This is a genomic window from Methylophilus sp. 42, assembly GCF_000384155.1.
Classification (GTDB): domain Bacteria; phylum Pseudomonadota; class Gammaproteobacteria; order Burkholderiales; family Methylophilaceae; genus Methylophilus.
On sequence record NZ_KB913031.1, the window covers coordinates 1636564 to 1661932 of the forward strand.

At 39.7% G+C, this 25369-nt stretch carries 21 protein-coding genes; 1 reads left to right on the top strand and 20 read right to left on the bottom strand.

The features are described from left to right. Nucleotides 1–10 precede the first annotated feature (10 nt). Nucleotides 11–1087, top strand: coding sequence for an acyltransferase (locus MET42_RS0108030; RefSeq protein WP_019882377.1), 1077 nt, complete (start codon nt 11–13; stop codon nt 1085–1087). Between the two features lie 15 nt (nt 1088–1102). Here the strand turns inward: MET42_RS0108030 and MET42_RS0108035 are convergent, their stop codons facing one another. From MET42_RS0108035 to epsL, 20 genes are all read right to left on the bottom strand, one after another. Continuing rightward, the gene (locus MET42_RS0108035; protein WP_019882378.1) at nt 1103–2518 is read right to left on the bottom strand and encodes a hypothetical protein; all 1416 of its coding nucleotides are present in this window, start codon (nt 2516–2518) and stop codon (nt 1103–1105) included. Between the two features lie 158 nt (nt 2519–2676). Then, nucleotides 2677–3807, bottom strand: a complete 1131-nt coding sequence (locus MET42_RS0108040) for an acyltransferase (protein WP_019882379.1) — start codon at nt 3805–3807, stop codon at nt 2677–2679. Nucleotides 3808–3839: 32 nt separating this feature from the next. Then, nucleotides 3840–5024, bottom strand: coding sequence for a glycosyltransferase family 2 protein (locus tag MET42_RS0108045; protein WP_019882380.1), 1185 nt, complete (start codon nt 5022–5024; stop codon nt 3840–3842). Between the two features lie 32 nt (nt 5025–5056). Continuing rightward, entirely contained in the window at nt 5057–6454 is a 1398-nt protein-coding gene (locus MET42_RS0108050; RefSeq protein ID WP_019882382.1) for a hypothetical protein, read from the bottom strand. Between the two features lie 17 nt (nt 6455–6471). Further along, on the bottom strand, nt 6472–7692 hold the full coding sequence (locus tag MET42_RS0108055) for a glycosyltransferase family 4 protein (RefSeq protein WP_019882383.1): 1221 nt from the start codon (nt 7690–7692) through the stop codon (nt 6472–6474). Nucleotides 7693–7755: 63 nt separating this feature from the next. Beyond that, nucleotides 7756–8955, bottom strand: coding sequence for a Gfo/Idh/MocA family protein (locus MET42_RS0108060; protein WP_019882384.1), 1200 nt, complete (start codon nt 8953–8955; stop codon nt 7756–7758). 25 nt (nt 8956–8980) lie between these two features. After that, nucleotides 8981–10405 (bottom strand): O-antigen ligase, encoded by a 1425-nt coding sequence (locus MET42_RS0108065; protein ID WP_019882385.1) that lies wholly within the window; start codon nt 10403–10405, stop codon nt 8981–8983. Nucleotides 10406–10464: 59 nt separating this feature from the next. Continuing rightward, complete coding sequence (locus tag MET42_RS0108070) at nt 10465–11547, bottom strand: glycosyltransferase (protein WP_019882386.1); 1083 nt, start codon at nt 11545–11547, stop codon at nt 10465–10467. A 21-nt stretch (nt 11548–11568) separates the two neighbouring features. After that, a complete protein-coding gene (locus MET42_RS0108075; protein ID WP_019882387.1) occupies nt 11569–12384 on the bottom strand; it encodes a glycosyltransferase family 2 protein in 816 nt (271 codons plus the stop codon). A gap of 2 nt (nt 12385–12386) precedes the next feature. Beyond that, the gene (locus MET42_RS0108080) at nt 12387–14408 is read right to left on the bottom strand and encodes an acyltransferase family protein (RefSeq protein ID WP_019882388.1); all 2022 of its coding nucleotides are present in this window, start codon (nt 14406–14408) and stop codon (nt 12387–12389) included. Nucleotides 14409–14444: 36 nt separating this feature from the next. After that, nucleotides 14445–15395, bottom strand: a complete 951-nt coding sequence (locus tag MET42_RS0108085) for a polysaccharide pyruvyl transferase family protein (protein WP_019882389.1) — start codon at nt 15393–15395, stop codon at nt 14445–14447. Nucleotides 15396–15444: 49 nt separating this feature from the next. Further along, the gene (locus MET42_RS0108090) at nt 15445–16338 is read right to left on the bottom strand and encodes a hypothetical protein (RefSeq protein WP_019882391.1); all 894 of its coding nucleotides are present in this window, start codon (nt 16336–16338) and stop codon (nt 15445–15447) included. 29 nt (nt 16339–16367) lie between these two features. Beyond that, complete coding sequence (locus MET42_RS0108095; protein ID WP_019882393.1) at nt 16368–17849, bottom strand: lipopolysaccharide biosynthesis protein; 1482 nt, start codon at nt 17847–17849, stop codon at nt 16368–16370. A 71-nt stretch (nt 17850–17920) separates the two neighbouring features. Next, the gene (locus MET42_RS0108100; protein ID WP_019882394.1) at nt 17921–18634 is read right to left on the bottom strand and encodes an exosortase C-terminal domain/associated protein EpsI; all 714 of its coding nucleotides are present in this window, start codon (nt 18632–18634) and stop codon (nt 17921–17923) included. Nucleotides 18635–18642: 8 nt separating this feature from the next. Then, on the bottom strand, nt 18643–19545 hold the full coding sequence (xrtB, locus tag MET42_RS0108105; protein WP_019882395.1) for an exosortase B: 903 nt from the start codon (nt 19543–19545) through the stop codon (nt 18643–18645). Nucleotides 19546–19550: 5 nt separating this feature from the next. Next, complete coding sequence (gene epsG, locus MET42_RS0108110) at nt 19551–20417, bottom strand: chain length determinant protein tyrosine kinase EpsG (protein ID WP_019882396.1); 867 nt, start codon at nt 20415–20417, stop codon at nt 19551–19553. 46 nt (nt 20418–20463) lie between these two features. Next, complete coding sequence (gene epsF, locus MET42_RS0108115; RefSeq protein WP_019882397.1) at nt 20464–21819, bottom strand: chain length determinant protein EpsF; 1356 nt, start codon at nt 21817–21819, stop codon at nt 20464–20466. 17 nt (nt 21820–21836) lie between these two features. Beyond that, on the bottom strand, nt 21837–22865 hold the full coding sequence (locus MET42_RS0108120; protein WP_019882398.1) for an SLBB domain-containing protein: 1029 nt from the start codon (nt 22863–22865) through the stop codon (nt 21837–21839). A 67-nt stretch (nt 22866–22932) separates the two neighbouring features. Beyond that, complete coding sequence (locus MET42_RS0108125) at nt 22933–23802, bottom strand: EpsD family peptidyl-prolyl cis-trans isomerase (RefSeq protein WP_232411395.1); 870 nt, start codon at nt 23800–23802, stop codon at nt 22933–22935. Nucleotides 23803–23823: 21 nt separating this feature from the next. Beyond that, nucleotides 23824–25020, bottom strand: coding sequence for an XrtB/PEP-CTERM-associated polysaccharide biosynthesis outer membrane protein EpsL (gene epsL, locus MET42_RS0108130; protein ID WP_369751524.1), 1197 nt, complete (start codon nt 25018–25020; stop codon nt 23824–23826). Between the last annotated feature and the right edge of the window lie 349 nt (nt 25021–25369).

A 25369-nucleotide genomic window follows, 5' to 3' on the forward strand; every position in this document is an offset into this window, starting at 1 on the left:
CATAGATCATATGAAAACAGAGACAAATAACAGGTATGCTTTTGCAGATGGTCTACGAGGGTTGGCGGCACTCTGGGTAGTCTTTTACCATTTATTTCATGGTGATCATGTGACCCAACTAAGCCTGTTTCTTGGACATTCATTATCTGCCATTATTTTTGAATACGGTAATCTCGGGGTTCCCATATTTTTTGTATTAAGTGGCTTTGTCATGGCTGTGACTACCAACAAAAAAATTATGGGTGTTTTGCAATCAGTCAAATTCATGCTTAGAAGATTCATAAGACTTTCCCCACCCTACTATTTTGGGATTATAGTTACCCTGATACTTTTATACGTTAAGACCCGCTTTGTAGAGCCAACCATTTCACTTCCAGATATGAAAGCTATTGTTGCCCATGTGTTTTACATGCAAGGGTTTTTAGGTATCAAACAAATCAATGTTGTGTACTGGACACTGTGCTATGAAATTCAGTTTTATTTGGTATTTAGCCTAGTGATTTATTTGGCCTCTCGCTTCAGCCAAGACAGCCTTAATCATTTTCTTGTATTGATATTCTTCACCATGCCAGGCCTATTATGGCTGGGGCTGGTATCTGAGCTAACTCCCCTGCAAACTTATGCAAGTCACCATCTCGTCTTTATCAACTATTGGTATGCGTTTAGCGCAGGTGCGGTCGTTGGCTGGTCAATAACCCGTTATAACAGGTTTTATTTTGAAAAATATTTGATGCTATTTTATGTAGCAACCATAGCCATTGGATATATCAAAATGGATGCATTCGCAGTTACTGCAGGTTTAACGGCTTTGATTCTACATCTGGCATTATATAAAAACAAAATGGATAGCTGGTTAAACTTTAAGCCATTACAGACTCTAGGCTTAATTTCTTACAGTTTATATTTAATACATAATAATCTGCTTGGTATTGTTGCTCGGCTTATCAGAAAAACGCTAGATACAGGAGTTGTCACAGATCTGATCGTTGCGATAGTATGTACTTTGACTTGCTTGATTTCCGCGTTTTTAATGTATATGTATATTGAAAAACCAGTCATCAAGCTTAGCCAAAAGATTAAGTATTAAGTAGCCTCAGAAGGTTTATTCAAGTTTGATTAAGTCCCCTGTTACACTAGATGGCCCTTCTATGCCGCTGGTTGCAACCACTGTAATATCGTAATCATCCAGAGGCCAGGTAAATGTAACTGCCTGGTCATTCTCTAAATTATAGGAGTCATAAATCACATAATCGTTTTTTTGTGGATTGCGAATAACAAATCTTAATTTAGCACCACCAGTGGTTTTTGCTTTAAGTTGATACTTAATGCCTTTCTTAGGTTTAGCCCAGTCAATCGTACTCACAGAGCGTCCTGAGGAGTTAGCCTGCACAATCGGCTCTTCTGTAGCGTCGAATTCTAATACTTGCTTATACGAATTAAATTTACCAAGTACATTACATGAGGTTTCGCACTTTTCACTGTCTGGCAAATAATTGTACCCCCTCACCCATGGCCCCCTCATAGATAATATATTTAGATTCTTGTTCGCTTGATAGCTAACACCATTACCATCGACCCAACCTTGCACTGAAGTAACCGCTCTTAACGCTGAATGCAGTCCTCTAAACTCAGCATAAGATAAATTTGTAGTCGTCCATGTATTTGCACCGATCTCCGAGTAAATAACAAATGGTGTACCGTAATTTCTATCAACAACATATGCGCCATAAGTTTTAAGCGTATTTGCAATTTTCTTAATCAATGGTGTTTGAATTGATGCTGTATTAAAACTAGGAGGCAACATCAATAATGTACCTTCTGGAATTGAGCCTGTGTAGTTACCTGTGTTGTTATCAGTAGAGGTAGAGGGGAAAACGTAATCTTTAGATAAAGCATTATCTGTGAGCGATATTGCTAAGGCATGTCTAAACATGCTATCACCATCATCTACTTCATGCTTTCGAATCATGCCTGCGCAGGCCGCGATACCCGTTGCTCGCCCACCATGATAGAAATGTGCTGGATCACCCCATCCACGACCATCAAGGGGAGTCCAAGCATATAGCAATGTCGTCCATTCACCATTTACTTTTTTCAATCGATAAAATGAGTGAATGATTTTGTTCTCAACATCAAATACATCTGCATGGGCATCAGCCCCTGATGCTGGTAAAACATCCTCAGGCCAATGAGGAATTGTAATTTCTGATGTCAGCACCTCTGCATCTCTATCATGCACACCACCATAACCTGGACCAACCTTGAGCGTTACGGATGAGTGACTTGCATCTGTAAGAAAGCAAGAGGCGGAATATGCTGGCGTGTAAGCAGTTGGGTTATAAAGAGAATTGGGAATCACATAGTTTGAAAAAACTGGTGAAACTGGCCGACTATTCCAAAATGAGTCTAATGCAAACGGACGCTCATATGTACCATAATCTACTGAAAAAGCGTTTGTAGCGAACAGAAAATTAACTATGATTAATTGGCTAGCTAATTTGGCTTTGCGATACTTCATCTTGGAACTCCTTTTAGCAATCTCATGAAATTATTTATTTGTTATATTTTATTAACTAATATTTACATGATAAAAGATTAATTGCTATTGATGTAGTAATTATTTTTAAATTAGAAATAAAAAAAGGCACCTAAGTGCCTTTAAACATTTGATAAGTATCATGAGGAGCGAAGCAATGCTCGAGACTTTTCTCTAAAAGGTTTCTCTATTAATAAATAAGTAATATGCGAAACTATAAATGCTATCAACAAAAATAGAGTAATTAACCCTGCTGCTTCCAGGGCAGAGAATTGTGGTGTTGATATCCCATGGATCATCAATTCTGGTCGGTGAAATAATATTCGGATAACTTGCTGATAGCACCAAAGTACCGCGCCATGAGCCATATATAGTGAATAAGAAATGGTTCCTAGCCATACAAGCCATGCATGTGAAAGAATCCTTTTAAAGACATTTGCAGGGCTGAGGGTGATAGCCGCAATCAATAATGCACTGACTGGATATATGAAGAGCGCTGTACCAGTATATCCTTGCGCTGTGGACGCAATAATAATGATCCAGAATATTGAGAGAGGAATAAGCCATATACTTAACTTATATACCCCATCATGAGGATATTTTTTTACTTTTTGTATACCGTAGGCAGTTAAGCATCCAACAAAAAAACCAGCTAAGCATCTCAGCATGAAATTGTAATGTTCCGGATCAAATGCATACAAAACATAAATGCTGACAATTGCAATCGACGCAAAAACTAGCGTTTTAAACTCTCTGAACCAGTGGATGATGAGTGCAAAAATAACATACGTATAGAACTCCGCGCTAATTGACCATGCTGGGCTATTAAAGGACATAGCGGTTTCATTAGGCCAGAAAGCTTTTACTAGAAAAAGCTCTCTTAAAAAAGCAGCTAAATTATTTTGTACAAACGGTGCTTTACTATGGCTTTCAATACCAAAGTAGGCTTGCAAAATATATTTGAGGGTTTCAATCCCTAATGCAACAAGTAGAAAAGTTAGATGTACCGGATATAAACGGCCAAATCGCAGGAATTGAAACTGTAGAACCTCTTTTGCAGAGTTCAGCTTATTGCCATAAGCTGAGTAAATTACAAAGCCCGACAAAACAAAAAACAAGTCGACCATGATCCCGCCACCTCTAATTAACGGGATCTGATGCAGAAAACTATTCCAGCCTGGAATGTGGTACATCACTACGATTAAAGCAGCTATACCGCGAATACTCTCTAACTCATCAATTTTATTTTTATTATTTGCAATCGAGCTCATTTTGCTTACTTTCAGATTAATACGTTATCAAGTTAGTCTTTTCTGGACTTTACCCATTCCACTTGCCTGTTCACAAAAAAACCAAGATATAGCTTGATTTTACGGAAAGCATAGACAGGAGCAAATGTTAGTAATGCTTTCATCGATAAGATATTGCGGCCGTGTTTTATCCAGGCGATTAAAACAAAACTATTGAAAATCACAAATAACAATACTCCCGCTCCCCATGGGAAAAGCTGCCCAGAGATTAGAGCAATGCAGGCTGAAATACTTGCAAATACGAATGCAAGCAAAAATAGTAATGCGAGCGGTGGGACGCATAAATCAAGCGCCATAGCGATCATTTGAATGTCAAAGGTTTTAAGTCCGCGCCACAATAATGGTAGCCCTTCTTGGGCAATCATCCCGAGATGCCCGTGCTCCCAGCGTTTACGTTGAGATTGTTCTCCTTCACTATGCTCTGGAAACAAGCTACTTACAAAAGCCTCGGGGCAAAACTTTGGCGCCAATTGCTGATTTGTCAGGTCAATACCCAGTTTCATATCTTCTACAATACTGCCATGTGCTAAATTGGCATCAGCTATTTGTTTCCAAGGAAAAGCCATACCAGAGCCCATAAGCAGCATCGGCATTCTTAAGCGATAGAATCCAAGCGCGCGCGTCCAACTTTTTACAACATAAGCAAATTCGGACAATCGGGTAGGCACTTTGGCTTCTGCCGGAGATTGAATAAGGTATAACCCTTGTACCGCCCGCTGATGCAACGTGACTGCCTGAGCAAGTGCGGAAATACAGTCTTTGGAAATCTGGCAATCTGCATCAAAAATAACCAGAATTTCGGGCGGATTTTGCTTTAAAAATTGAATGCCATAATCTAGCGCATACCCCTTACCACGAAGGTCTTTATTTTGCCGTTCAATCGCCTCCACCCCCATTGCTCGCGCTAACTCAGCAGTATTATCTACACAATTGTCTGCAATAACGACTATACGGGTATGCTCAGTCGCTTGTGCTTGAATAGAGCGTAAAGTTTCCTGTATGCCTTTAGCTTCGTTGTGCGCTGGGATAAGTACCGCAACGCTCGCCAAGGAGTTTTCAATTTTTCTTAACTTAAAGCCGGGCAAAACTGCAAACAGAATTTGAATGGAAAATACTATGACAGGAATAGCCAGGATGATAAAAACTATCCAGTAAAGCCCACTTAAAATACTTTCCATTCTCTTCTTATCCCTATGCTTTTACGAAATAATTACTGATCTTTTAATAAAGTAGCAGAAATGCTTGATTGGTTATCGACACCACTCGTTAATACTAATTTTGGTACGAAACTATCTACTGGCCATTCAAAAGTGACTGACTGTCCATCTGGCACATTGCCAGTTTCATAGACTAATTTTCGCGTAGCACCATCAAGTACTTTTAAGTTTAACTGTGCACCACCAGTCGCCGTGACGGATAGTTTATAGCGCTCACCTTTTTTAGGCTTAGCCCACAAAACCGTGTGCATTGAGCGACCAGATTCATTGGATTGTACTGTTTTACGGCCGCTTCCGGAAAAAACAATGGATTGATTATAAGAGTCATATTTTCCTAGTGCCTGCCCGGACTCTAGGTACCATGGTCCTCTCATAGATAAAACATTTACATTTGCATTGGGTTGGAAGTTGTTTCCTTCAGCATCAAGGTAACCGGAGACTGATGTTACCTTGCGTAATTGTTTGCGGAGTAATTGTAACTCCTCAGCTGCGGCATTGTTCCAAAGCCCCTTGTGTATATCTAGTGAACCGCCTCGTTCTACATAAATTACGTAAGGTGTCCCATAGTTTTCATCTACAACATAGGCTCCGTGCACTTGTAATGTTTTGGCAATCTTCTTGATTTCTGGCGTCTTGAATACATTAATATCGAAATCTGCAGGCAACATGATGAGCGATCCTTCAGAAATCGGTCCCTTGTTTTTATCCACAAAACGATCAGAAATTGTCGCAGGAAAAATATAAGGCGGATTTGCTGATAGTGAGTTATGTGTCAAAGAAATGGCTAGCGCATGATGATAGAGTGGCTCGCCATCACTAATTTCATGTTTGCGAATGATGCCTGCACAGGCAGGAACGCCTGTCGCACGAGCGCCTTGATGGTAATGTGCCGCATCTGCCCAACCTGAGCCTTTCATCGGCATCCATCCATAATGCGTGGCTCTCCATTCACCATCTACCTTTTTCAACTGCCAGAAAGAGTGGATTATGCCAGTTGCTACATCAAAAATATCCGCGTGCCCATCACCCCCGCTCGCTGGAATTAAGTCAGCAGGCCAATGAGGAAGTATTAGCTCCTCATGAAAGGTTTCTGCATCAGCATCAAAGACCCCTTTTTGTCCCTTTGTACCCTTAATTTTCATAGGCTGATCTGAGGCAGTTGCATAGAAACAACCCGTAGAATATTGGCCATTGTGGATGGATGGGAAGTAGTCAGAAGTCGGAATCACGAAGTCACTAAATACCGGATTCAACGGTTTACTGTTCCACAAAGAGTTTTTAGCAAAAGGGGTTAAATAAGTTTGGTCTTGAGCACCGTAGCTCACTTCATTGCTGCAACCAATACATAAAGATATTAATGTGGCAGAGATTAGTTTAAAACTTTTCACCATAATATTATCCAATACTGTTAGTTAGCCTCAGAAATGTAACTGGAAAGCTTGGAAAGCTCTTTGTCCAGATTGAATTCGTTTTCAACATATATTCTGGCTGCCTGACTTATACGCACACGTAAATCTGGATCTTTGATATAGCGTGATATGGCATTCTTTAAAGCGTCTTCATCTGCGGGCGGGACAATCAGTCCGGTGACACCGTGTTCAATCAACTCACTCACTCCGCCAACATTAGTACCCACTACCGGAATACCAGAAGCCATGGCCTCCATAAATGACACAGGAACGCCTTCTGCAAAACTGGGTAAGACGAAAATATCACTTTCCAATAGTTTGGCTCTCACAGTATGTTGGTTCGCGTAGCCATGAAACAAAATATTTTCTTTTAAATCATTCTTAGCCACCAGCTGTTCCAGGTGAACTCTTTCTGGGCCATCGCCAATCAATGTTAATTCAAAAGTTGTACCTTCTTGCTTCAGTTTAATCAGGCTATTAATCATTACGCCCACCCCTTTTTCAGGGGCCAATCGGCCCACATAAATGAGCTTTGTAGGCTGGCCTTGAACAGCAGTTGGTGCAGATTGAGATTGCACCGTTTGATAATGGTTAAAATCAATCCCGCAATGCACAATTTTTAATTTATGCCAGTCAGCGGCGTCTGAAAACAGCATAATCTGGCTTTGGCAATAGTGGCTAATGCATGCCACAAACTTAGAGTACTTAAGTTTTAAGTCAAGCGCCCACACTAATGGTTCAAAGAAAATATGGGGGCCATGTATGGTGATACTGTACCCTACCCCCGATTGCAAAGATGCCAGCATGGTAATCGTGCCACTGCTATCACCAAAATGATTATGTACATGCTCAATTTGATGTTTTTTTAATAGCTGTACCAAAAGCAGGGATTCCTGAAAATAAAAAAGCTGATACAAAAATCCTTTAATACCAGGTCTGGCGCTTTTCAGCGCAATTTTCCAGGCATGTAAATAGCGTCTGGTATTAAATAATAATCCCTGAATATTTAACCAGGCGAGCAAAAGCGGATTAAATGGTAATAGGTAATCTGTTTCATCAAAGATTTTTTTTACCTCTGGGCTGATTAAATGCTCACTGCCCGGTTCGTTAGTCGAAATGGTAAAGACTTGATGCCCCAATTGGCGCAATCCCGCTACTTCCCTTTGAATAAAAGTATCGGTGGCTCTTGGATAGATACTGGTGAAATAAGCAATACGCATTTGATGCACTCTTGAGATGATGTGATTTAAAAAGTCAGCCACTAGGCTGACTTTAGAGTTAGTTTATGGCTTGAGTGCATGCGCCCAAGGCATAGGCGGCTGTTCTGGACATGAAGTTTTCATTATCTGCACACCGGTATTATCGCGCGCATTCTGTATCGCCAAAGTGACTTCATTCAAATGCAACGCAAAGTCCGCAGAGGTTCTAGGCGGACGTTGCTCCTTAATCGCGCTTAATAATTCCATTGGTCCTAAGGCAAAATTCATTTTCGTATTACCTTTTTTAGGCCCCATGGGGTGCGATGGGCCTGACAGTTTTAGCTTTCTTGTAAACAAGCTGTTAATCAATTTTCTATGTAAGACATAACGGCGTCTGGTTTTTACAACCGCTGCGTTATTCCAGGACTCATTTACTTCGATGACGCCTTGCTCGCAAATAATACGCAGCCCGTGATTGTGCGGTGCAACAATCCCGCAGGTGATACGTGCGATCAGCCCACATTTGAAAAATAAAGTCGCTGTAGAATAATCAGGTGCTGTTCGTTGATTATTTGGTAACTTATCTTTGATGATCTCTGCCGAGGCCGCAATCACCTTTTCTATCGGACCAAAAATCATCATCAGCCAGGATAAATAATATCCAGCGTGTTCCAGAGTGCAGCCTACTTTGAACTCATCTTCAGCTGGCCATGGCGCACCAGACTCACTGATCCATTTTTGATAAGGGGCTTGCGATATAAAGTCATCATCCAGCTCCGCATAAACCAGCAGTGGTTTGCCCATGAGCTTTTCACGTACAGCCAGCCAAACTGTCTGTGCCACCTGGCTTAAATAGCTACAGGGCGCTGAGGCGAGATAAAGGTCTTTTTCAGCGGCAATTCTATGTAATTCAAAAGCATCTTCCATCTTGATGCTAAGCGGTTTCTCGCTATAAACATTGTAGCCGGCCTCAAGGCACGACTTGCTCACTGTAAAGTGGGCGTGCGGATTGGTCAGATTTAAGATCAGCATTGGCCGCTCTTGGGTATCTGAAGGATTAAGCAACTCTTCCAAAGACGCTGCAGTAGGCACATGCCAATAGTCAGCAAAAACCTTTAGTCGTTGCTGATTGATATCATAGGCCTTCAGTACTTTAACTTCTGGAAAAGTTTGCAGGGATCGCATGTAAAAATCAGCGACATATCCAGTCCCTATAATTGAAACGGTGTACATAACCAACCACTTATAAAATAAAAAACTTTTTTTGCTTGTGCTGTCGCTCATGATTAAAGCGCAAGCACGCTAATCATCAAGTACTGTGTACTTTCAATTCATGTGACTGCATTTTTGTTTGTGACAATTTAACGCTGCTGAGCGATATACCAACAGTAAACCATAAATACCATTCATAAATGAGATAGTCGATGAGGTTGTCTGAGTAGGACATAAACAAGTATTCAATCATCATTACAATAACCATGAAGATCAATAATTTGTTTCTTTTATATACAGTTAAAAGAGCCTTAAGATGTGCATATAAAAGATACAAAAATGAGAGTAGTCCAAATATTCCAAGTTCAAAGAACAACTGCACATAAACGCTGTGAGCATTAATTTCTACAGTTTGCATTTGATATGCGTTAGCCTTGATAATGCTTGTAGAGTAATGAATAAAGCTCGCTAGCCCGTACCCAAACAAATAATGCGTTTTTGACATCCAGTTTATGGCATCAGTCCATACTTGTTTACGCCATGCATATGAATTCAATCGACCATACCCATCGGCACCAAAGTTTGAGCCCTGGGCCAAATCCATCACACGGTCCCTGATCTCTGGAATTAATAGTGCCAAAAATGGCGCGAGTAGAACTGGGAGCAAGAGTTTTCTCTCATGAAATGAAGCATACAAAAGAAAAAATACATAACAAGCAACCCATGTAGACCTGGTCTTTGTCATCAACAAGAAAAAGCATAAAAGCACTATGTATACCGGCAAAAACTTATTAAATGTTGGAGAAACCAAAGATGGCTTAGCTCTCCACAAATAAAAGGAAACGGTAATTACAATGACCAGATATGGGGCATAAGTATTCGGATGGGGAAAGGTGCTTTGTAGACGAAGGCCTTCATTCAAAGAGTGATAAAAACCACTCAGGCCGAATGTCATACTAAGTATTGCATAGATTGATGGGATAAACGATGAGTACACAATCATCTTCATCCACTTAGAGAAGTCTTCCTGTGTTTGAACAACATAGAGCCCAAGTGTAAACATTGAACAATAAGAAACAAATAATAAAAAAACCTTCAAGCTTGCAACGAATGCTGGCGCATAAAATATTGAAACAAAAGCAAGCGTGAGAAAAATGATCCAAGATAGCTTGATTGAATCAAGTTTTATATCGTATTTAAGTGGTTTTTCAAAAACCATCAGTATCGCGATAAGAATAACTAAAGCGTTTAGAACTGCACCTAAACCGAAGCTACCTAATTTGATTGCATTGAAAATTGAGTCTAAAGAGGCTCGACTTAGAATAACCAATATGAAGAAAAAATATCTGTTAAATACAAATACTAAGCCCAATATAATCGCAACCGGCAATGCGGCAAGATAGGCATAGTGCTTTCCTGAAATCTGAACCAATATAAGTGAAACTAACCCAAAAAATAAGGCTGCAAAAACTGCCAACAGTGAAAATATCACTTTTGATTTGTTAATGTTTAATTGGGCCATTTCTGCAACCTGTATGTCATCTCAATTATTTAATCATTATTATTGTAAGCAATTGAGTTTTATTGATCTAACAACTCAACACTTACAAACTGGCGACGCTTGATTTTTCTGGTCACCCAGTTTTTTACGGCATACCACTCATCAAGCTCCCTGCTATTTTTGAGTGTAAAAAACATATACTTGATTAGCATACATAAAGTATGGCGTGTAGATAATACCTTGCGATAAGCTAATTCTCGTGACAATCCATTTGACTTGCCGAGTACACGGCTTAAATTATCTGACATCTTATTGAATCTGCTTGCCAGATCATGATGGGATACATTAGGCACTATTTCTAGCACTGTACCACCATATGTGCAAAATGGAGCCGGATCAAACCTTTCAATACTGTGCCTGGCTGAAAACGAAGCCGCAAGATATCGTGAAATTTTAATCGAGAGTGAAATTTGGTCTAAAAACTTTTTAGCCCCTACATTATTGCCATGCCATCTGTATTTGATTAACACCTCATCAATATTGAGGCACTTCCCCAGCACACCTAGCTGGCCAAATAAATAGTAATCCTCGGCCAATCCATTCACGACTAGTTGCTCAGACTCAGGTAGAAGATTGATAAAATCGATACCATACCTCATAGCTAAAGCTTGAATTGTCGAAAACCGCATCATCACTGTCGGATGTATGATTGGATTTTTAAAGAAAAAAGCTGCTTGTAACCTTGCAATATCCGTAGGGACTTTAATTAAGCCGGTCTCTTTACCTTCAGCATCAATTTTTAATGCGTGACCACCAATGACGTCAATATGCGGATGGCGCGCAAAAGCCGCCAAAGACTTTTCCATCCTATCGGGAAACGCGACATCATCTGCATCATGGCGCATGACAAAATCGCATTGACACAGCTCAAGACCTTTGTTTAATAATCCAGACAAGCCCACTGCGTCTAAAAACTGGAATACCACTATACGCTGGTCAGCCTTTGCGTAATCAAGCGCCATCTCATAGCTGCCGTCAGTAGAGCCATGATCCAGTACAATCAAACGCCAGTCAGAAAAGTTTTGATTAATTATGCTATCTATTGCTTCTGCGAGATAAGCGACACCATTTTTTACCGGGAGTAATACATCTATTTTAGCCATGTTCGAGGCCCTGTTTATTCGCTAAAAGTATTTTGATTTTTTGACAGGTTTGTTTGATCTGGCAACAAACAACTCTTTCGCAATCGTAAAATGCAAACGCGCTCGTCCAGTTCTTCCCCTCACTCTTGCAACTACAGCTCTAAAGAGCCTCATAATAATATTACGATAACCCAACATTTCACGATGCGTATAATAAGCTAAAGCAATTTGCTCATTAATAATTTTTTGATCATTCATATTTACATTAAGATATTTCGCTTCATAAGCTTTCACTCGATAAAAGTAAGCCTCTTTTTCTCGCAAGTAATATGCGGCCCACTCTTGATCTTCAGCTGAAAAAACCTCCTCTAAAAATGGCCGTTGCTGAATATGCAATGTTTTTAACATCGTACAAGAATTAGACGCTGCCAGATCTAGACTAAAATTATATTTAGTTACCATTGCTGGCTCCCAATTCTCACTTTCATTAATAGCGGGAGTCAAACAAAACCCAAGGTAGTTCTCAATCGAAAAACTCTCTAACGCCAATCCCTTTTCAATTAAAGAGCGATCATTCAAGAGGACATGTGAGCTTATGATTAATACAAGTTCAGTTTTTACATAGTCTACGCCGATATTAATTGCCTTCGAAAAGTTGAACTCCTCATCAGGATAATCAACAACTTGAAGACCTAGCTTTTTGATAGCTTCTTTTTGGCTATAGTCTTTTGATGAATCAACAATCACATAATCAGATGGAGGGATCGTTTGCATTTTTAAGGCATCTAGAACCTTAAGTAGCAAAGGTAGGCTATTGTATGTTCGGATAACAGCCGTATAGTCTTTATGTGTTCTCATTATCAAAAACTCGAAATCGGATTGAAAAAACTATTAATTACAGATAGCGATGTACCATTCTTTAAAATCCAGCCAGGACTAAAATGATTATCATCCCAAAAAATTGGTGCATTATTAGCATCAAAATAATCACAACTACCTCTTTTACAAAAAGTGCTTCTCAAATCAACTGTGATTAAATGGTTTTTACTTTTTAACCGATTTACTACTGCATCTAAGAACATGTCGCCATTATTACTAGCCCATTCTTTATCAATATAAGTTGAGGGTGGCTTAACTCCCCACATCCGATATCTTTTCCAGACATGGCCGATTGCTACAGGCGAGTATGGTGTTGGTTTAACAATCACCACTTTGACTTTCTTTTCAATTAGCGTATCCAGAAACTCAGCCATGCTGTTTATTGCATAATCTCTATTTTGCTCAATATTTAGTTCAGGACAATGCGGATATTTCTTGGCACAAACCCCAGGTCTATCCCAATCAATAGAGTACCAGTTACCTGAAATCACAATCACATCAAATTGGCTTTTTTGAATTAAACGCTCAATTTTCTGAAAGCTTTGATCGCAGCTCCACCCTTGATCATGTCTATTTAATCCTGGCAAAGGCGGACAGCCAATCGTAATAGCAAATGTTACAGATGCGTTTTTTAAGTTATGTACAAACCATGGGTACAAATGCTCGGCATGAGAGTCTCCCATAAGCAAAACCTTTTGCTGTGCACTCTCATTTAACGTTAAAGTCTGCAGTGATTGAGCCGGCAGTAGTTTAGAGTTTTCATACTTACCTGGAAGTTTTAAAGCTGTTGAATATTCTTCTGGATAAGAAATAATATTTGGTCTGTTTGCAGCGCCATTAGTCCATACAATGGCGGTCACCAATATGCAAACCAGACCATAAGGAATCACTACTTTTAACAAACTATACAGCGAAACATTTTTCGTGCGGAATACTTGCTCAATCCATCGATAAGAAATGTAGCCAAAGATAATACTTAGTATTAATCCGGCAACTGCAATAGACTTGGGGACAACAGCTAATCCATAAAAGTTGATTGCGATGACGACTGGCCAATGCCACAAGTAAATTGAGTAGGACCAGTTGCCTAAAGACTGAGTAACTTTATTAGACTCAAGCCTGGACCAAAACGAATTCGATTCCTCAGCCAAAATATAAATAGCTGTAGCAATCACCGGAATAAGTGCGAAGCGTCCTGGCCAAACTGACTCCCATACCCCACCACGACCCAACCAGACACATGCAGCAAACATTGCCACCGATAAACACTTAAAATAGCCCGCATGCTGCTTAACCCATAAATTGAGTTTGGTATTCTTCAACAAAAGTACATGGCCACCAATAAGCATTTCCCAAGCTCGTGAAGGCAAAGAGAAAAAGGCTTTGGGCTGATCAATTAATGTTAAATGTAGTGAATAAAAAAATGACGAAAGTGTCAGCGTTAGCAATATTAAATTCAACAGTTGCTTGGAGTCTAGTCGCTTACTCCAGCCAGAACTCACTTCCGTGGCTACTTTGTAAAGTGCAAAAACTATCAGCGGATAAGCACAATAAAACTGCCACTCGACAGACAATGACCAACTGTGCAAAAACCATCTTTCTTCAATCCCTGAGGAGAAGTAACCTACACCCTTGGCAAACTCAGCATTGCTTATAAACAAGAGTGCTTTGATCGCACTCTCGGCAAACTTCATATAGTCATCGGCAGGTAATAAAATAGCCCCAAACAAGCTCAATGCTAAAACTAGCCCAATAAGCGCAGGCCATATTCTTGTCGCACGCGAATAAATAAACTTGATATAGCTAAAGCTATTCTTATCGAGCATATTCACAATAATTTGAGTCATCAAATACCCGGAAATTACAAAGAATATGTCTACCCCAATAAACCCAACGCCAAAGCCTTTGACTTTAAAATGATAGAAGACGACAGATACTACAGCTAATGCTCTAAGTGCATTAATATCATATCGAAAATTGGGTTTTAACAGGTTCTTATTCACAGCATGCTTAAATTGTTTGTTAGCCGTTAGGTGGAGTTATTTGATTAAGTGATTTTGATACTGATTGATAATCGACTCTCTCAATTTTAAATAGGTGTCCTTATTTTTAATTTGGAGATAGTCTGTTTCAGATGGAAGGACTTCTTCAGTGTTTGTTTTGTACCAAAAAAGATCTAGGAACGAGGCGATTCGAGCATCATTCTCAGGCTCTGCATGAATGAAAATAACAGGAACTTGCATAGCAAGACAGGGTAATGCAACATGAATTCTGTTGGTAATAACGAGTTTACTGGCACATAAATCATTTAGCCTGGCTTCAGCCAATTCTACTTTCCTGGGTGCAGCTGTGTTTTCTTCGCAATTTTGTGTTGCATATTGAATATTCTTTATCTGGTACTTATCAATAATGCTATTCAACAAATGTCTTGCGTCACTAGTGTGACCGTCAGGATTATTTAAATGTGCATCAACAACTAGGCATTCAATGGTTTTTTCAACATCACGCTTATTGAGTGTTAACGTGGGGCAGCCAGAGTAATAGGCATTGATACCAACCGAGCTTAATGCCGTTTGCGTCGCAAAATCTCTACAACCTATCGGAGTATGTTCTTTAAAATAGTTAACTGCTTGCTTTGAATTTAAGATGTGTTTGTTTGCTAGATGAAAGCCTATAAAGATCGGAGTAATAGCCTTAGTGGGTGGAAATGAGTTTTCATCATGAGAAAACCAGCCATTTAAGATAGCCTTGCGTTTAAATATTGAGAAAACCTTTGAAAGTCTTTCTCTTGGAACATATTTAACATTAAAATCGAGAGCTCTCAAAAGATCATGGCTAGCAATAGACTGCACCTCGTCACCAATATTGGTTAACTTGGGATAGGAAAGTACATATACACTTTTTTTGTCATATATCAATCCATTAAGTGGTGAGCGCAATATCAAATCTCTAATATTTAATAAAGTTTTCTTAATTTGTTTTTTTATCATTTCAACATCGACCTAAAATAAATATCTAAATAATGCCATTGAGCCCAGATTAAAGTAAGGATCTTAGCTTTCTGAACACTCTTGTAACTAGTAAAGACTCAATTTTATTTTTATAAGCCTTATGCTCTTGTAACGAGCCTTCGATGAAGGGATATTCAAATAAAATATTGAGAACATTTTGTGGGATTGAATATAAATTATCTAATTTAGAATGTATTGACAATAATTCATTCAGAAAGCTACCTGAAGGAGGCGGTAAATTTTTAGGAATCTTATATATCGAGTAAATTTCATTCCACAGGTGAACACAAAAACTATTCTTGATAATTTCATTCGATGCATCCTTTAGTGAAGGGTCGAAGAAGTAACTCATATCATTAAAGTTTATGGGGTAAAACAGATGCTTATCTACCACCTGATCGACCATTTGCAACTCACTCACTGTTTTGGTAATTAATCTGGGGCCGATTTCCCCCCAAACAAATTCTTTACCAATTTCGCTAAGCTTTTTTGACACCAGATTATTAAATTGCTCATTGTCAGAGAACATGACGGCACCATTAACCAACTCATCACTTTCCCAACCAAAAACAAAGGATCCCTGTTTGCTCTCAGCAAGTGCAATCCATTCGTTGACATTCTTTAAGCAAAACACATCAGTGTCGAACCACCAACCAGCCTTTAACTTACATAATTCATATCTAAATGCATCAGAGAAGGCGGCGAGATTTCCCTTCTTCCCTGCTTGTGTGTATGAATAGACTTCAGAGAGTGGCAAAACCTCCCTCCCATCCTTGAGTATTGCACCATCTGGTATGGCTAATTCGCCATAAGAGTAAACATGTACTTTAAAGCCGTTCTTTACGAATGACTCAATACACTTGGCTTCGTACAGTGATAGCGAATTCCCCACCCATAAAAAATTTGCAATATCTGCGTGCATGTTAAATATTCCAAGTCATCTAAATTAATTCACTCAAACCGTTTAAATTTTTTCAGAACTGTTGTTAAAACTTTCAAGAGTTCTGATTCAGGACCAGATGGCTTATTCATCAGTAGCCATAACAATAAATTCAAACCGGCATAAACAAGAAAAGCAGAGAGCACCATACCTATGACCTGTAGTACTAACTCAAATGTGCTACTACTCTCAAATGAAGCATTTGTTTGAATCACCAAGAGAAAATACGCCATACTAAGCACACTGGCGACAGCTCTAGCATTTGAGTTCACTTGCTCCCATATGCTGATCCCTAACATCTTACTAATCAAATGCATATTAATCAGTAGCGATATTGACCCACTGATGGCACGGCCGAAAATAACGCCCATTAGTCCAAAATAAAACAAACCGCCGATAATTATAGGCAGCCTAATAATGAAATTAAGCATATCTCTATAAAAAAGAGTTTTTGTTTTACCAACAGCCATTGCAATTGGGTGCACTTGGGAGCCAATTGTCTGTAAAACATATATACATGAAATAACTTGAATGACCTGAACTGAAGGCAGCCACTTTGCCCCCATAAGTAATAAAACCAAGGGGTAAGAAATCGCAGCAAAACCAATGCCAAGCGGCAATGCGATGGCTGTAATAAGTGTTTGAGATTTTACATATGCATTTCGCAATCTCTCTTTATCTTCAGCAATATGAGAGAAACCCGGAAAGAGAGTGTTTTCAAGTGGCTGGATGGCTTCACGTGTTGGAAGCCCAGCCAAGTTATCGCCCACAGTATAGAAACCTAAAGATTTACTTCCTAGCTGACTTCCAATTAACAGTTGATCAAATTTCCAATTTAGGGTGTTTACAATTTTACCAAGTGTAAGCCAAATCGAAAAAGACCAGATATCACGAAGGTGCAGATAAGTAAACTTAGGTTTATAACTTATGATGAGATAAGAAACTAAAACCCCAACAAGCTGAGAAGTAATAACGCCAGCAATCAATGCCCAATAACTGCGGAACGAAAAGGCAAAAATTACTGAAACAATAACTGACATTAACTTCTGGGACACTGAGACCACAAATTCTTGCCAAAAAATTAACTTTTTAGTCAATACAACCATCTTAGGGTTTGTAAAGCCCGAGATCAGAATTGAGCCACTAATAATCCACATGATATTAATGAGTCTTGGATCGTGATAATAGTTGGCTACAAGGCCTGAACTTAAGCAAAATAACAATGCAAGAAAAGCTCCCCTTGTTAGATTCAGACTCCAGGCTGTGTGAAAGTGCTCCTCTGATGGTTCTTTGATATGAATTAAAGCAGACGCCAAAGATAAATCTGTTACGGCCTCTATAATTGCAAGTAAGGCTAGAACAATTGCAACCAAACCAAAGTCTTCAGGTGTTAATAATCTGGCAAGTATTATCGTGCTGATTAGGGCCAGAAAATTAATGATTAGTTTCGCAGCGCCCAGCCAGAACACTCCGATAAAAAGCTTTTCTTTCATTTATACCTGTCAGGAGTTTAAGTATTGGGCTCCCCTAAAAGCCAATACTTAATATTCAACTAATTTTATTTTTATGGAACGAGTAAACCGGGGCTTTTCTGCTCGACTGCCAGAACAAACTCTTTGATAAAGCGCTCTTGCAGCGCATAAGCCTCGCTAGCCTTCTCTTCATCAGAAATCGCTGAAGAAACCCTGACTAGAATACCATCATCCAGACGTCCTTTAAGTAACCCGTCTTCAATAATTTTTGAGCGCATCTGCAATCCAGATGTCATGGTTCGATCACCAACTCGAATCCAGTAACTCACTGCCTCAAGATGGCTCTGACCATAATAGAGCTGCTGCTTACCAATGATTTGTGCATTTTTGCTCAGGTTGGAAAACACTTTCTCTTTCGACTTGAGCATTTGATAACCTTGCGCCGGATAACAGATATCTGGCTGGTGTATTTTCACATCCTGGCGCTGCTCTTTGGCATAAGCTAGCGCAACCATGACTTGCTGACCATCCTTGTTTACATAAGTACGCATTAAGGTGTCATCGTACAACTGGTTAATCAGGCTTTTTTCATCACTAACCATACTGACTTGTGGTGCTGACTGTTGAATCTCCATCCAGTCGTTAATCACGCGTGGAATATTCTCTTCAAAATTGCTCTCATTTTTTGCAAAATGCGCATGTGGTTTTAGAAACGTTGCTAGCCCTGAAAATACGAGGCTAATTAGCAATAACTGTAGCGCTGATATCAGCTTTACATGTGGTAGTTTGAGGTACAGGTCTTTCATTGCTATCGCTAATCCTGGCTCAGTAAGCTCTTAATGTTAAATTTTTCAGCAATCTTTTGAATCACGGAATCAATCACGATAATCAAAATGAGTGCAGTCAGAAAAAGCACCATGCCAGAGAAGTTATGCAAGAAACCCTGCCCTGCTTCGTCGCCCATGTGGTATGTAATCAGTGCCAGTGTGCAAACACGCAGCACATTGGATGTAAAAGATACGGGCACAATTAACACTGCCAGTAATACATTGCGCCAGAAGGCCTGATGGTTAATCACATTAATATACAGCAAGCCTATAGCCTCTAATGTGAACAAAGAGTTAAGCCCGGCACAGGCATCAGCGACCAGCAGTTTATATTGGCCAATTTGCAGAATTACCCCTGAACGCGCGATCGGGTAATCAAGCGCATAGAGCAGATGATCGGCAGCATAGGAGACGGCAATCTTCATGGGCTGCGTCAATATATCAATGACTGAGGCTGGCCATGGCATTAAAAATATAAAAAAGAATAATGCAAACCAATATTTGTAAGCGATTTGCAAGCCAAATAACAGGCAAATCACCCCGCACAATATCAAGACCAGTGACAGGATAGAGAATATATAAACGCTTTGCGAATATCCAACAATGTAGATACTGGCGCCAATCAATATTAAAAACCAACCCAATATTGGAGATGGCTTAAAAGACTGAGGCTTTTCTAAAATTTGTTTAGTTTTAAAATAAAAAAACCAGATGCCTATGCCCAACACAATCGGGCCGTGTGATTGCGTATCGTTATTCCAAACCGTGGTGAACAAGTCATAAAAAACGGGTACAAACAGCACAAGGACTGACAGCAGTATTGCCAAGTATCCTAACAGTTTTTGGCGAGTGCCATAGTTGTCAGTCATTGGCAGTGACGATAGCGACATATTAACTAGTCCACATTCAATGCGACTTGCACTTCAATGCCTAACCCACGACAAGTTTCAATCGCATCTTGGGTATCTTTGAAGGTGGTTTTATGTTGTTGTGTGGAAATTAACACGCCCCCCACTTTTTTGGCAACAATTTGAGCGTCAGAGGATTCGAGTATAGGGGATGTATCAATAATAATGACATCGAATTGCTCTGAAAATGTAGCGAGCAGTTCATCAAGTGTATTTTTATTTAGCAACTCTTGCGGATTGGGTGGTACAGCTCCCGCAGTTAACACGCTCAGATTGAGCAAAGATGAAATCCTTACGACCACATCAATAGAAGCGCGACCAACCAAGATGTCTGACAAGCCATGATTATTATTGAGTTTAAATAACTTATGTTGTTGTGGTGATCTCAGGTTGGCATCAATAAGTAAGGTACGTTCACCAAGCTGAGAGAATACCACTGCCAAATTACCTGCAAGGTTACTCACACCATCGCCACCTTTGGGTGAGGATATGGCGATGGTTTTAAATCCACGCTCAAACCAGCGTAGCATCAAGTGTGTCCGTAATGAACGCAAAGACTCAACTTGCTTTGAAAAAGGATCAAAAGCGGCCACAAGGGTGTTGCTAAAAGAAGTTTTTTCCGGCGTTAAATACGGATAATCGAACTGATAGGATAAAGCTTGATTGATATCTTCCATCGTAACAAAGCCCAATGCCAGTGCCGCCTCTCCAAAGCGCATAGACTTTTCTTTCTGGAATTTCAATATGCGCTCAGCGTCTTTATCCGTGATTTTCCCCATATCAAGCAAGAGGTGCCCAATACTGGAAGACACCGTTTTCAACGGCGCTTTGTTTTCTGTTTCAATAATATTCATACGCGATCACTTTGCTTGATAAATTGTTTTGATGACAAGTGAGCCTTTAGGCGGTTTTGATACTGTATTCATAAACTGGAATTTCACCCAATGAAAGGATGTCATCTTTACTGCGCACGCGGCGATCCAAAAACTCGGCCACTAACGCAAAAAAACAGCCTAGCATTGTGCCTACAATCAGTGAGAATGGAATAATCAGCAGTAAACTCGGGTTGTTAGGTGAGGATGGCGGTGTAGCCGTTTCCAATACGGCAATATCCGCTTGATTTGATTGGCCCTCTAATATGGTCTGACTGAAGCGGTTATTGACAGAGGCGAGTGCATTTTGAGCGATTTCAACCTCTTTCTCCATAATTGAAAGTTCTGAGCGGGATCTGTTTAACGTCAGTACTTTTTGTTTTTGGCGTTCCAATTGTGTTTTAACATCACCTAAACGCTGAGAGTTAATATTTGCACTGTTACTCAAACCAACAACAGTCCTGTCAATTTCTGTTTGCAGCTGGCTTCTGAGTTTTGAGGCCTCGGCTTCGGCAGCAATGTAGGATGGATGGTTTTTGCTATATCGCTGGCCCATTTCGGCCAGTTTTGACTCGGCCGTGACTAGGTTTACTCGCAAATTCTGGATGATGGGGTTGAGCGCAACATCAGGTGAGTCGCTCATATTTTTTGCGGCATCGTTTCTTCTAGAGTTGGCGTCTATTGATTGCGATTGCATCAAACTATACTGAGTGGATAAGTCCCTTAATTTAGAGCTCTCCACATCGTAAGTATCTAATATACTCGTCAACCCATGCTCCTGTTGATAGTTTGAAAGTTTTTCCTGAGCTTTCTGCAAGTTATCACGTAATACTTTGGTTTGCTCAGACAAATAATGTGAGGCTTTAATCGCTGGGTCCATCTTTAACTTCAGGCTTACATTGATATAGGATTCAGCGAATGCATTTGCCATCGTTGCTGCAAATGTAGGCTCTACACCTTTATAGGAAATGTTAATGACACTACTCTCCCTTGAAGGTGTTACATCCAATTTGCTAGATAAGCGATCAGCTAACCAGTCGACAATGTCCGATTTAACATTGCCACTCTTAGTGGCATTGGCGTAGTCACGCTTGATAGAGTCTATTTCTATCAGATTTAAATGCTTAACTACATCAACTGCTACATTCTTACTTTTAATAATGTCAATTTGAGTACCCATATAGCCTGGTAATAATTGAGCCGGCATGGATACGCCAGTCACTGGATCTACCCCTTTGTAGTTAAGCAGTACTGTCGCTGTCGCTAAAAAGTTTTTCGGCAGCAGCATGCTCACTGTCACTGCTGTCAGTAAAGTAATCACCGCTACCAGTAAGATGATGTAACGTCGAACTTTTAAGATTATTGCTAGTTGTAAAAAATTCATATGGCTGCCTGATTAAATTAAAGCAAACTTTCTTCGATGAACAACACATCTTCGTCCATCAGGGTGCTTGTGAGATCGGATGATTGTTTGACCAATGCGCCTTCCGCATTTTTACGATGCAACTTCACTGAACGTTGTGTTCCACGTACGGTTAAACCGCCTGCTTTTGCAATTGCTTGCATTATCGTCATATTCTTATCAATCTTGTACATGCCAGGGCGTTGTACTTCACCATAAATGTAAACTTGCGGCGCTTTGGGAATATAAACGACATCACCAGGCGTGAGCTCTTTATTTAATTCACTGGCAGGAGATCTAAACAAGTCATCGATATTGATCTCCTGAGTAACTGCCGTGCCAGATCGAGAGGTCGTAAAAAACAACGTTTCGCCAGCTGTTTCGTTTGCACCGCCAGCCAATGCGACGAAATCACTAATTTTACGCGTACCTCCTTGAATGCCGTATTTACCTGGTCTCAATACCTGACCAGCAACAGCCACATCGCGCACACTAATATAAACGGTCTCTCCACCAACCAATCCTAGATCTTGCACATTCAAATTACGATGCTCAATCACTTCATTCAAATCATATTCGCTACGTTTTTCACCGCGCACTACAGTGATAATTTCTGAGGCTTCAGAGGTTAAACCACCAGCTTCCGCGAGAATATCTTTCACATCAGTTGGGTGCGTGATGGGATATCTGCCAGGTTTAAGGACACCACCCAATACAGAGACTGTTTTGCTTTTAAACTCGAGAATTAACACCGAAACCTGAGGATTGGCAATAAAGCCGCCACGTTTCAATTGCTCTGCAATTCTTTTTTCCGCTTGAATGGTAGTTAAACCACCTACACCAACCTCACCAATTAAAGGTAGTGTAATTTCACCAGTTTCAGCTACTCGCGTTTCCCGCGTTAAATCAGCATCGCCATATACAACTATTCTAAGAGAGTCCCCTGCACCGAGCGTATAGTCTGCATGGGCTAACGCACTAAACAGCGTAAACACCGCTACTAATAAATATTTAAAATATCGCGTCATACTCTTGTTCTCTTCAATTTAAAATTTCGGAATAGTTAACCACGAGAAGATTAACTTTTTATTTACTTTATTGGACGACTACTTTTTTTGAATCACTTGCAACTGAACCTGCTCTAGTTTCGAATACCTCAACTTTGGCAAGCGCCTTTAACCGATTAATTTCTTTTGCAACATACTCCTGCTGACGTTTGTCTGTGAGCATATGAGTCGCAATTTGTTCTGCTTGTGATGCTTGAACAGAGTATGGCTCAATTGACGATATAGACTTTACGATCACCTTATTAGTATCGTGAGCAAATAACAAATCCCCCGTTTTAAGATTTTTTATTTTGTCTAACAACGGGAGCGGTAAGCCATCCGTAGAAAATCGATTATTCACAGTCTGATATTTAATCCCTTTTTCATCCAGCAACTGACGCAGTAAGTCCAAGCTCGTCACTTCAGACTCTAACCAATGTAAGTCCAATTGATCAACGTTGTTCTCGAATACAGTGTCAACTGTATTAAATATTTTACGCTGAGAAAAGTATTGCGGATGTTCGCCAATAAACTGCTGTATTTCCTTATCGTTAGGAGGTGGCAATTTAGCCAGTTTTTTAGCAATATAGGCCTGAGCATAAACCTGAGCTTTGGCGGAGGTGATAGCCTCTTGCACCTCTGGGGTACGATCTAAATTTAATTTTAAAGATTCTTGTACCAAAAGCTGCCTGTCAATTAAACCAGTTATCAATTTTTGAGACAACTGCACAGGGTCATTTACTTTGGTTTTAATTTTCTGCAACTCTATCTTGAGCTGAGCAACTGTAATTTCATCTCCGTTAACTTGGGCAACTATTTGCGACGTTTGTTTAGTTGACTCACCTGATGAGCAAGCCGCCAGAAACACAGTATATGTGGCAGGATTAAGTAATATTTTAATTATTATTCTTTTATACAAAATGAATCCCATTAGTAAAGATTAAATTTTCAACTCAATATTCACACTGGTCAGCGTGTCATCAAAGTTGAATCTGGAGACATTTGAATTACGGCTAGACTTCGTACTTCTTAAGGAAAAACCTATGTTTTTTGTTGGATTCCATCCAATAAAGCCTGCAAAAGCATCCTCTTTATCCAACCGGCTAGAGTCAAATTGTCCTCGGCCACCAAAATCCCTTTCAGTGTATCTAAGATTGATACCTGCTTGAATTTTAGAAGTGACTTCATAAGAAATTTGTGCAGTAACCGTGTCTGAAATTGAGTACGCGGTAGATTCAGTTTCAAATGGGGCTAAAATTCTCGTCAAACCAAAACTCGACTTAATTTTGCCTGTAATCATTAAATCATAATTCAAATATCCAACATAAGATTGGTAGTTTCGAATAGTGAAGTTATCGTATTCTCTTTCAAGATAGCCTATCTTGCCAATTAGTTTGCTCCTACCTGGATCCTGCAAAAATAAATCTACCTCATATTCCCTTTCAGAGTATCCATTATCAAAAGCAATTATAGGGTCAAGAGGTCGTTTTTTATATTCCCCCTTCCTTGAGTGACCAAGGAAGGTAATCATTGCTCCAGAAGGAAAGCTGTAAGCGGCTCCGTAATCTAAACCGGTAGAGTCAAAATCAGAGATTGCCGTAAATGTTTCAGTATTCTCAAGGCTTGCTTGGCTAACGCCTAATATCAAGCTCCAAACTTTATGAGGTGAGTATTGTGCTCTGAACTGATTATCTGTCAGCGTTCTAATATTTCTTGTGGTATTTAAGAAATCACCAAAGCTGTTGAGAGATTGGGTTCTTTGGGACGACAAAGTGCCAGTTAAGTTTGGAGTTAAAGACCAAAGCCATGATCCATTGTAGTTGGTGGCTGCAAAGTCAAGATAGTCGTTTTCATTATATTTATTATCCACATACGAAATATCCAAAACGAATCGCTGCAAAGAATATGTTTTGTCTAATTTCACCCCAAAAATTGAAGTCGTGATTTGCTCAGCAACCTCATTATTAGAGCGTCTGAACAAATTACTATCATAGGTTTTATTCATTGAGGCTTTAAACTGTAGCGTATCTAGCTCATCAGCCATACTTATAAGTGGCATTGCAACAAAGATTAGTGCGGCCCAGTATTGAATTGGTCGATGTAGATTTACTTTATGGGATTGCTTGCAGGGTGACATGAGTTTTTAAGCAATAACAAATATGATATTTGAGTTACATTCTAACCTGTAAACATGCATTTATTGCTACCAAAATTTAACTTTTTGGTAGCTGCAATGAGAATTATTAAATCAGCTTTACAGTATACGCAAGCTTTCAAGTCGGTTTTATGACATTTAGGCTGCATTCGCACTGCCATTCGGCGATTGATGTTAAGCATTAATTTGGTTAAACTCAAACGGTATATAGAAATAAGTAATCCATGAAAAAAACTATCAGACCGCCAATTAGAACAATCTCCGGATTATCTTCGGGGCCTCGAAGCCCCCTTTACTTCATCGAATCCATTGTAGAGCCCCTCGTATTAGT

Coding starts and splice junctions, on each gene's coding strand:
- MET42_RS0108100 (WP_019882394.1), bottom strand. CDS start 18,634: ATGAAAGACCTGTACCTCAAACTACCACATGTAAAGCTGATATCAGCG.
- epsF (WP_019882397.1), bottom strand. CDS start 21,819: ATGAATTTTTTACAACTAGCAATAATCTTAAAAGTTCGACGTTACATC.
- MET42_RS0108065 (WP_019882385.1), bottom strand. CDS start 10,405: ATGGCCCAATTAAACATTAACAAATCAAAAGTGATATTTTCACTGTTG.
- MET42_RS0108055 (WP_019882383.1), bottom strand. CDS start 7,692: ATGCGTATTGCTTATTTCACCAGTATCTATCCAAGAGCCACCGATACT.
- MET42_RS0108085 (WP_019882389.1), bottom strand. CDS start 15,395: ATGATAAAAAAACAAATTAAGAAAACTTTATTAAATATTAGAGATTTG.
- MET42_RS0108090 (WP_019882391.1), bottom strand. CDS start 16,338: ATGCACGCAGATATTGCAAATTTTTTATGGGTGGGGAATTCGCTATCA.
- MET42_RS0108075 (WP_019882387.1), bottom strand. CDS start 12,384: ATGAGAACACATAAAGACTATACGGCTGTTATCCGAACATACAATAGC.
- MET42_RS0108035 (WP_019882378.1), bottom strand. CDS start 2,518: ATGAAGTATCGCAAAGCCAAATTAGCTAGCCAATTAATCATAGTTAAT.
- epsL (WP_369751524.1), bottom strand. CDS start 25,020: ATGTCACCCTGCAAGCAATCCCATAAAGTAAATCTACATCGACCAATT.
- MET42_RS0108040 (WP_019882379.1), bottom strand. CDS start 3,807: ATGAGCTCGATTGCAAATAATAAAAATAAAATTGATGAGTTAGAGAGT.
- MET42_RS0108050 (WP_019882382.1), bottom strand. CDS start 6,454: ATGGTGAAAAGTTTTAAACTAATCTCTGCCACATTAATATCTTTATGT.
- MET42_RS0108120 (WP_019882398.1), bottom strand. CDS start 22,865: ATGACGCGATATTTTAAATATTTATTAGTAGCGGTGTTTACGCTGTTT.
- MET42_RS0108070 (WP_019882386.1), bottom strand. CDS start 11,547: ATGGCTAAAATAGATGTATTACTCCCGGTAAAAAATGGTGTCGCTTAT.
- MET42_RS0108030 (WP_019882377.1), top strand. CDS start 11: ATGAAAACAGAGACAAATAACAGGTATGCTTTTGCAGATGGTCTACGA.
- xrtB (WP_019882395.1), bottom strand. CDS start 19,545: ATGTCGCTATCGTCACTGCCAATGACTGACAACTATGGCACTCGCCAA.
- MET42_RS0108045 (WP_019882380.1), bottom strand. CDS start 5,024: ATGGAAAGTATTTTAAGTGGGCTTTACTGGATAGTTTTTATCATCCTG.
- MET42_RS0108095 (WP_019882393.1), bottom strand. CDS start 17,849: ATGAAAGAAAAGCTTTTTATCGGAGTGTTCTGGCTGGGCGCTGCGAAA.
- epsG (WP_019882396.1), bottom strand. CDS start 20,417: ATGAATATTATTGAAACAGAAAACAAAGCGCCGTTGAAAACGGTGTCT.
- MET42_RS0108060 (WP_019882384.1), bottom strand. CDS start 8,955: ATGAGCGACAGCACAAGCAAAAAAAGTTTTTTATTTTATAAGTGGTTG.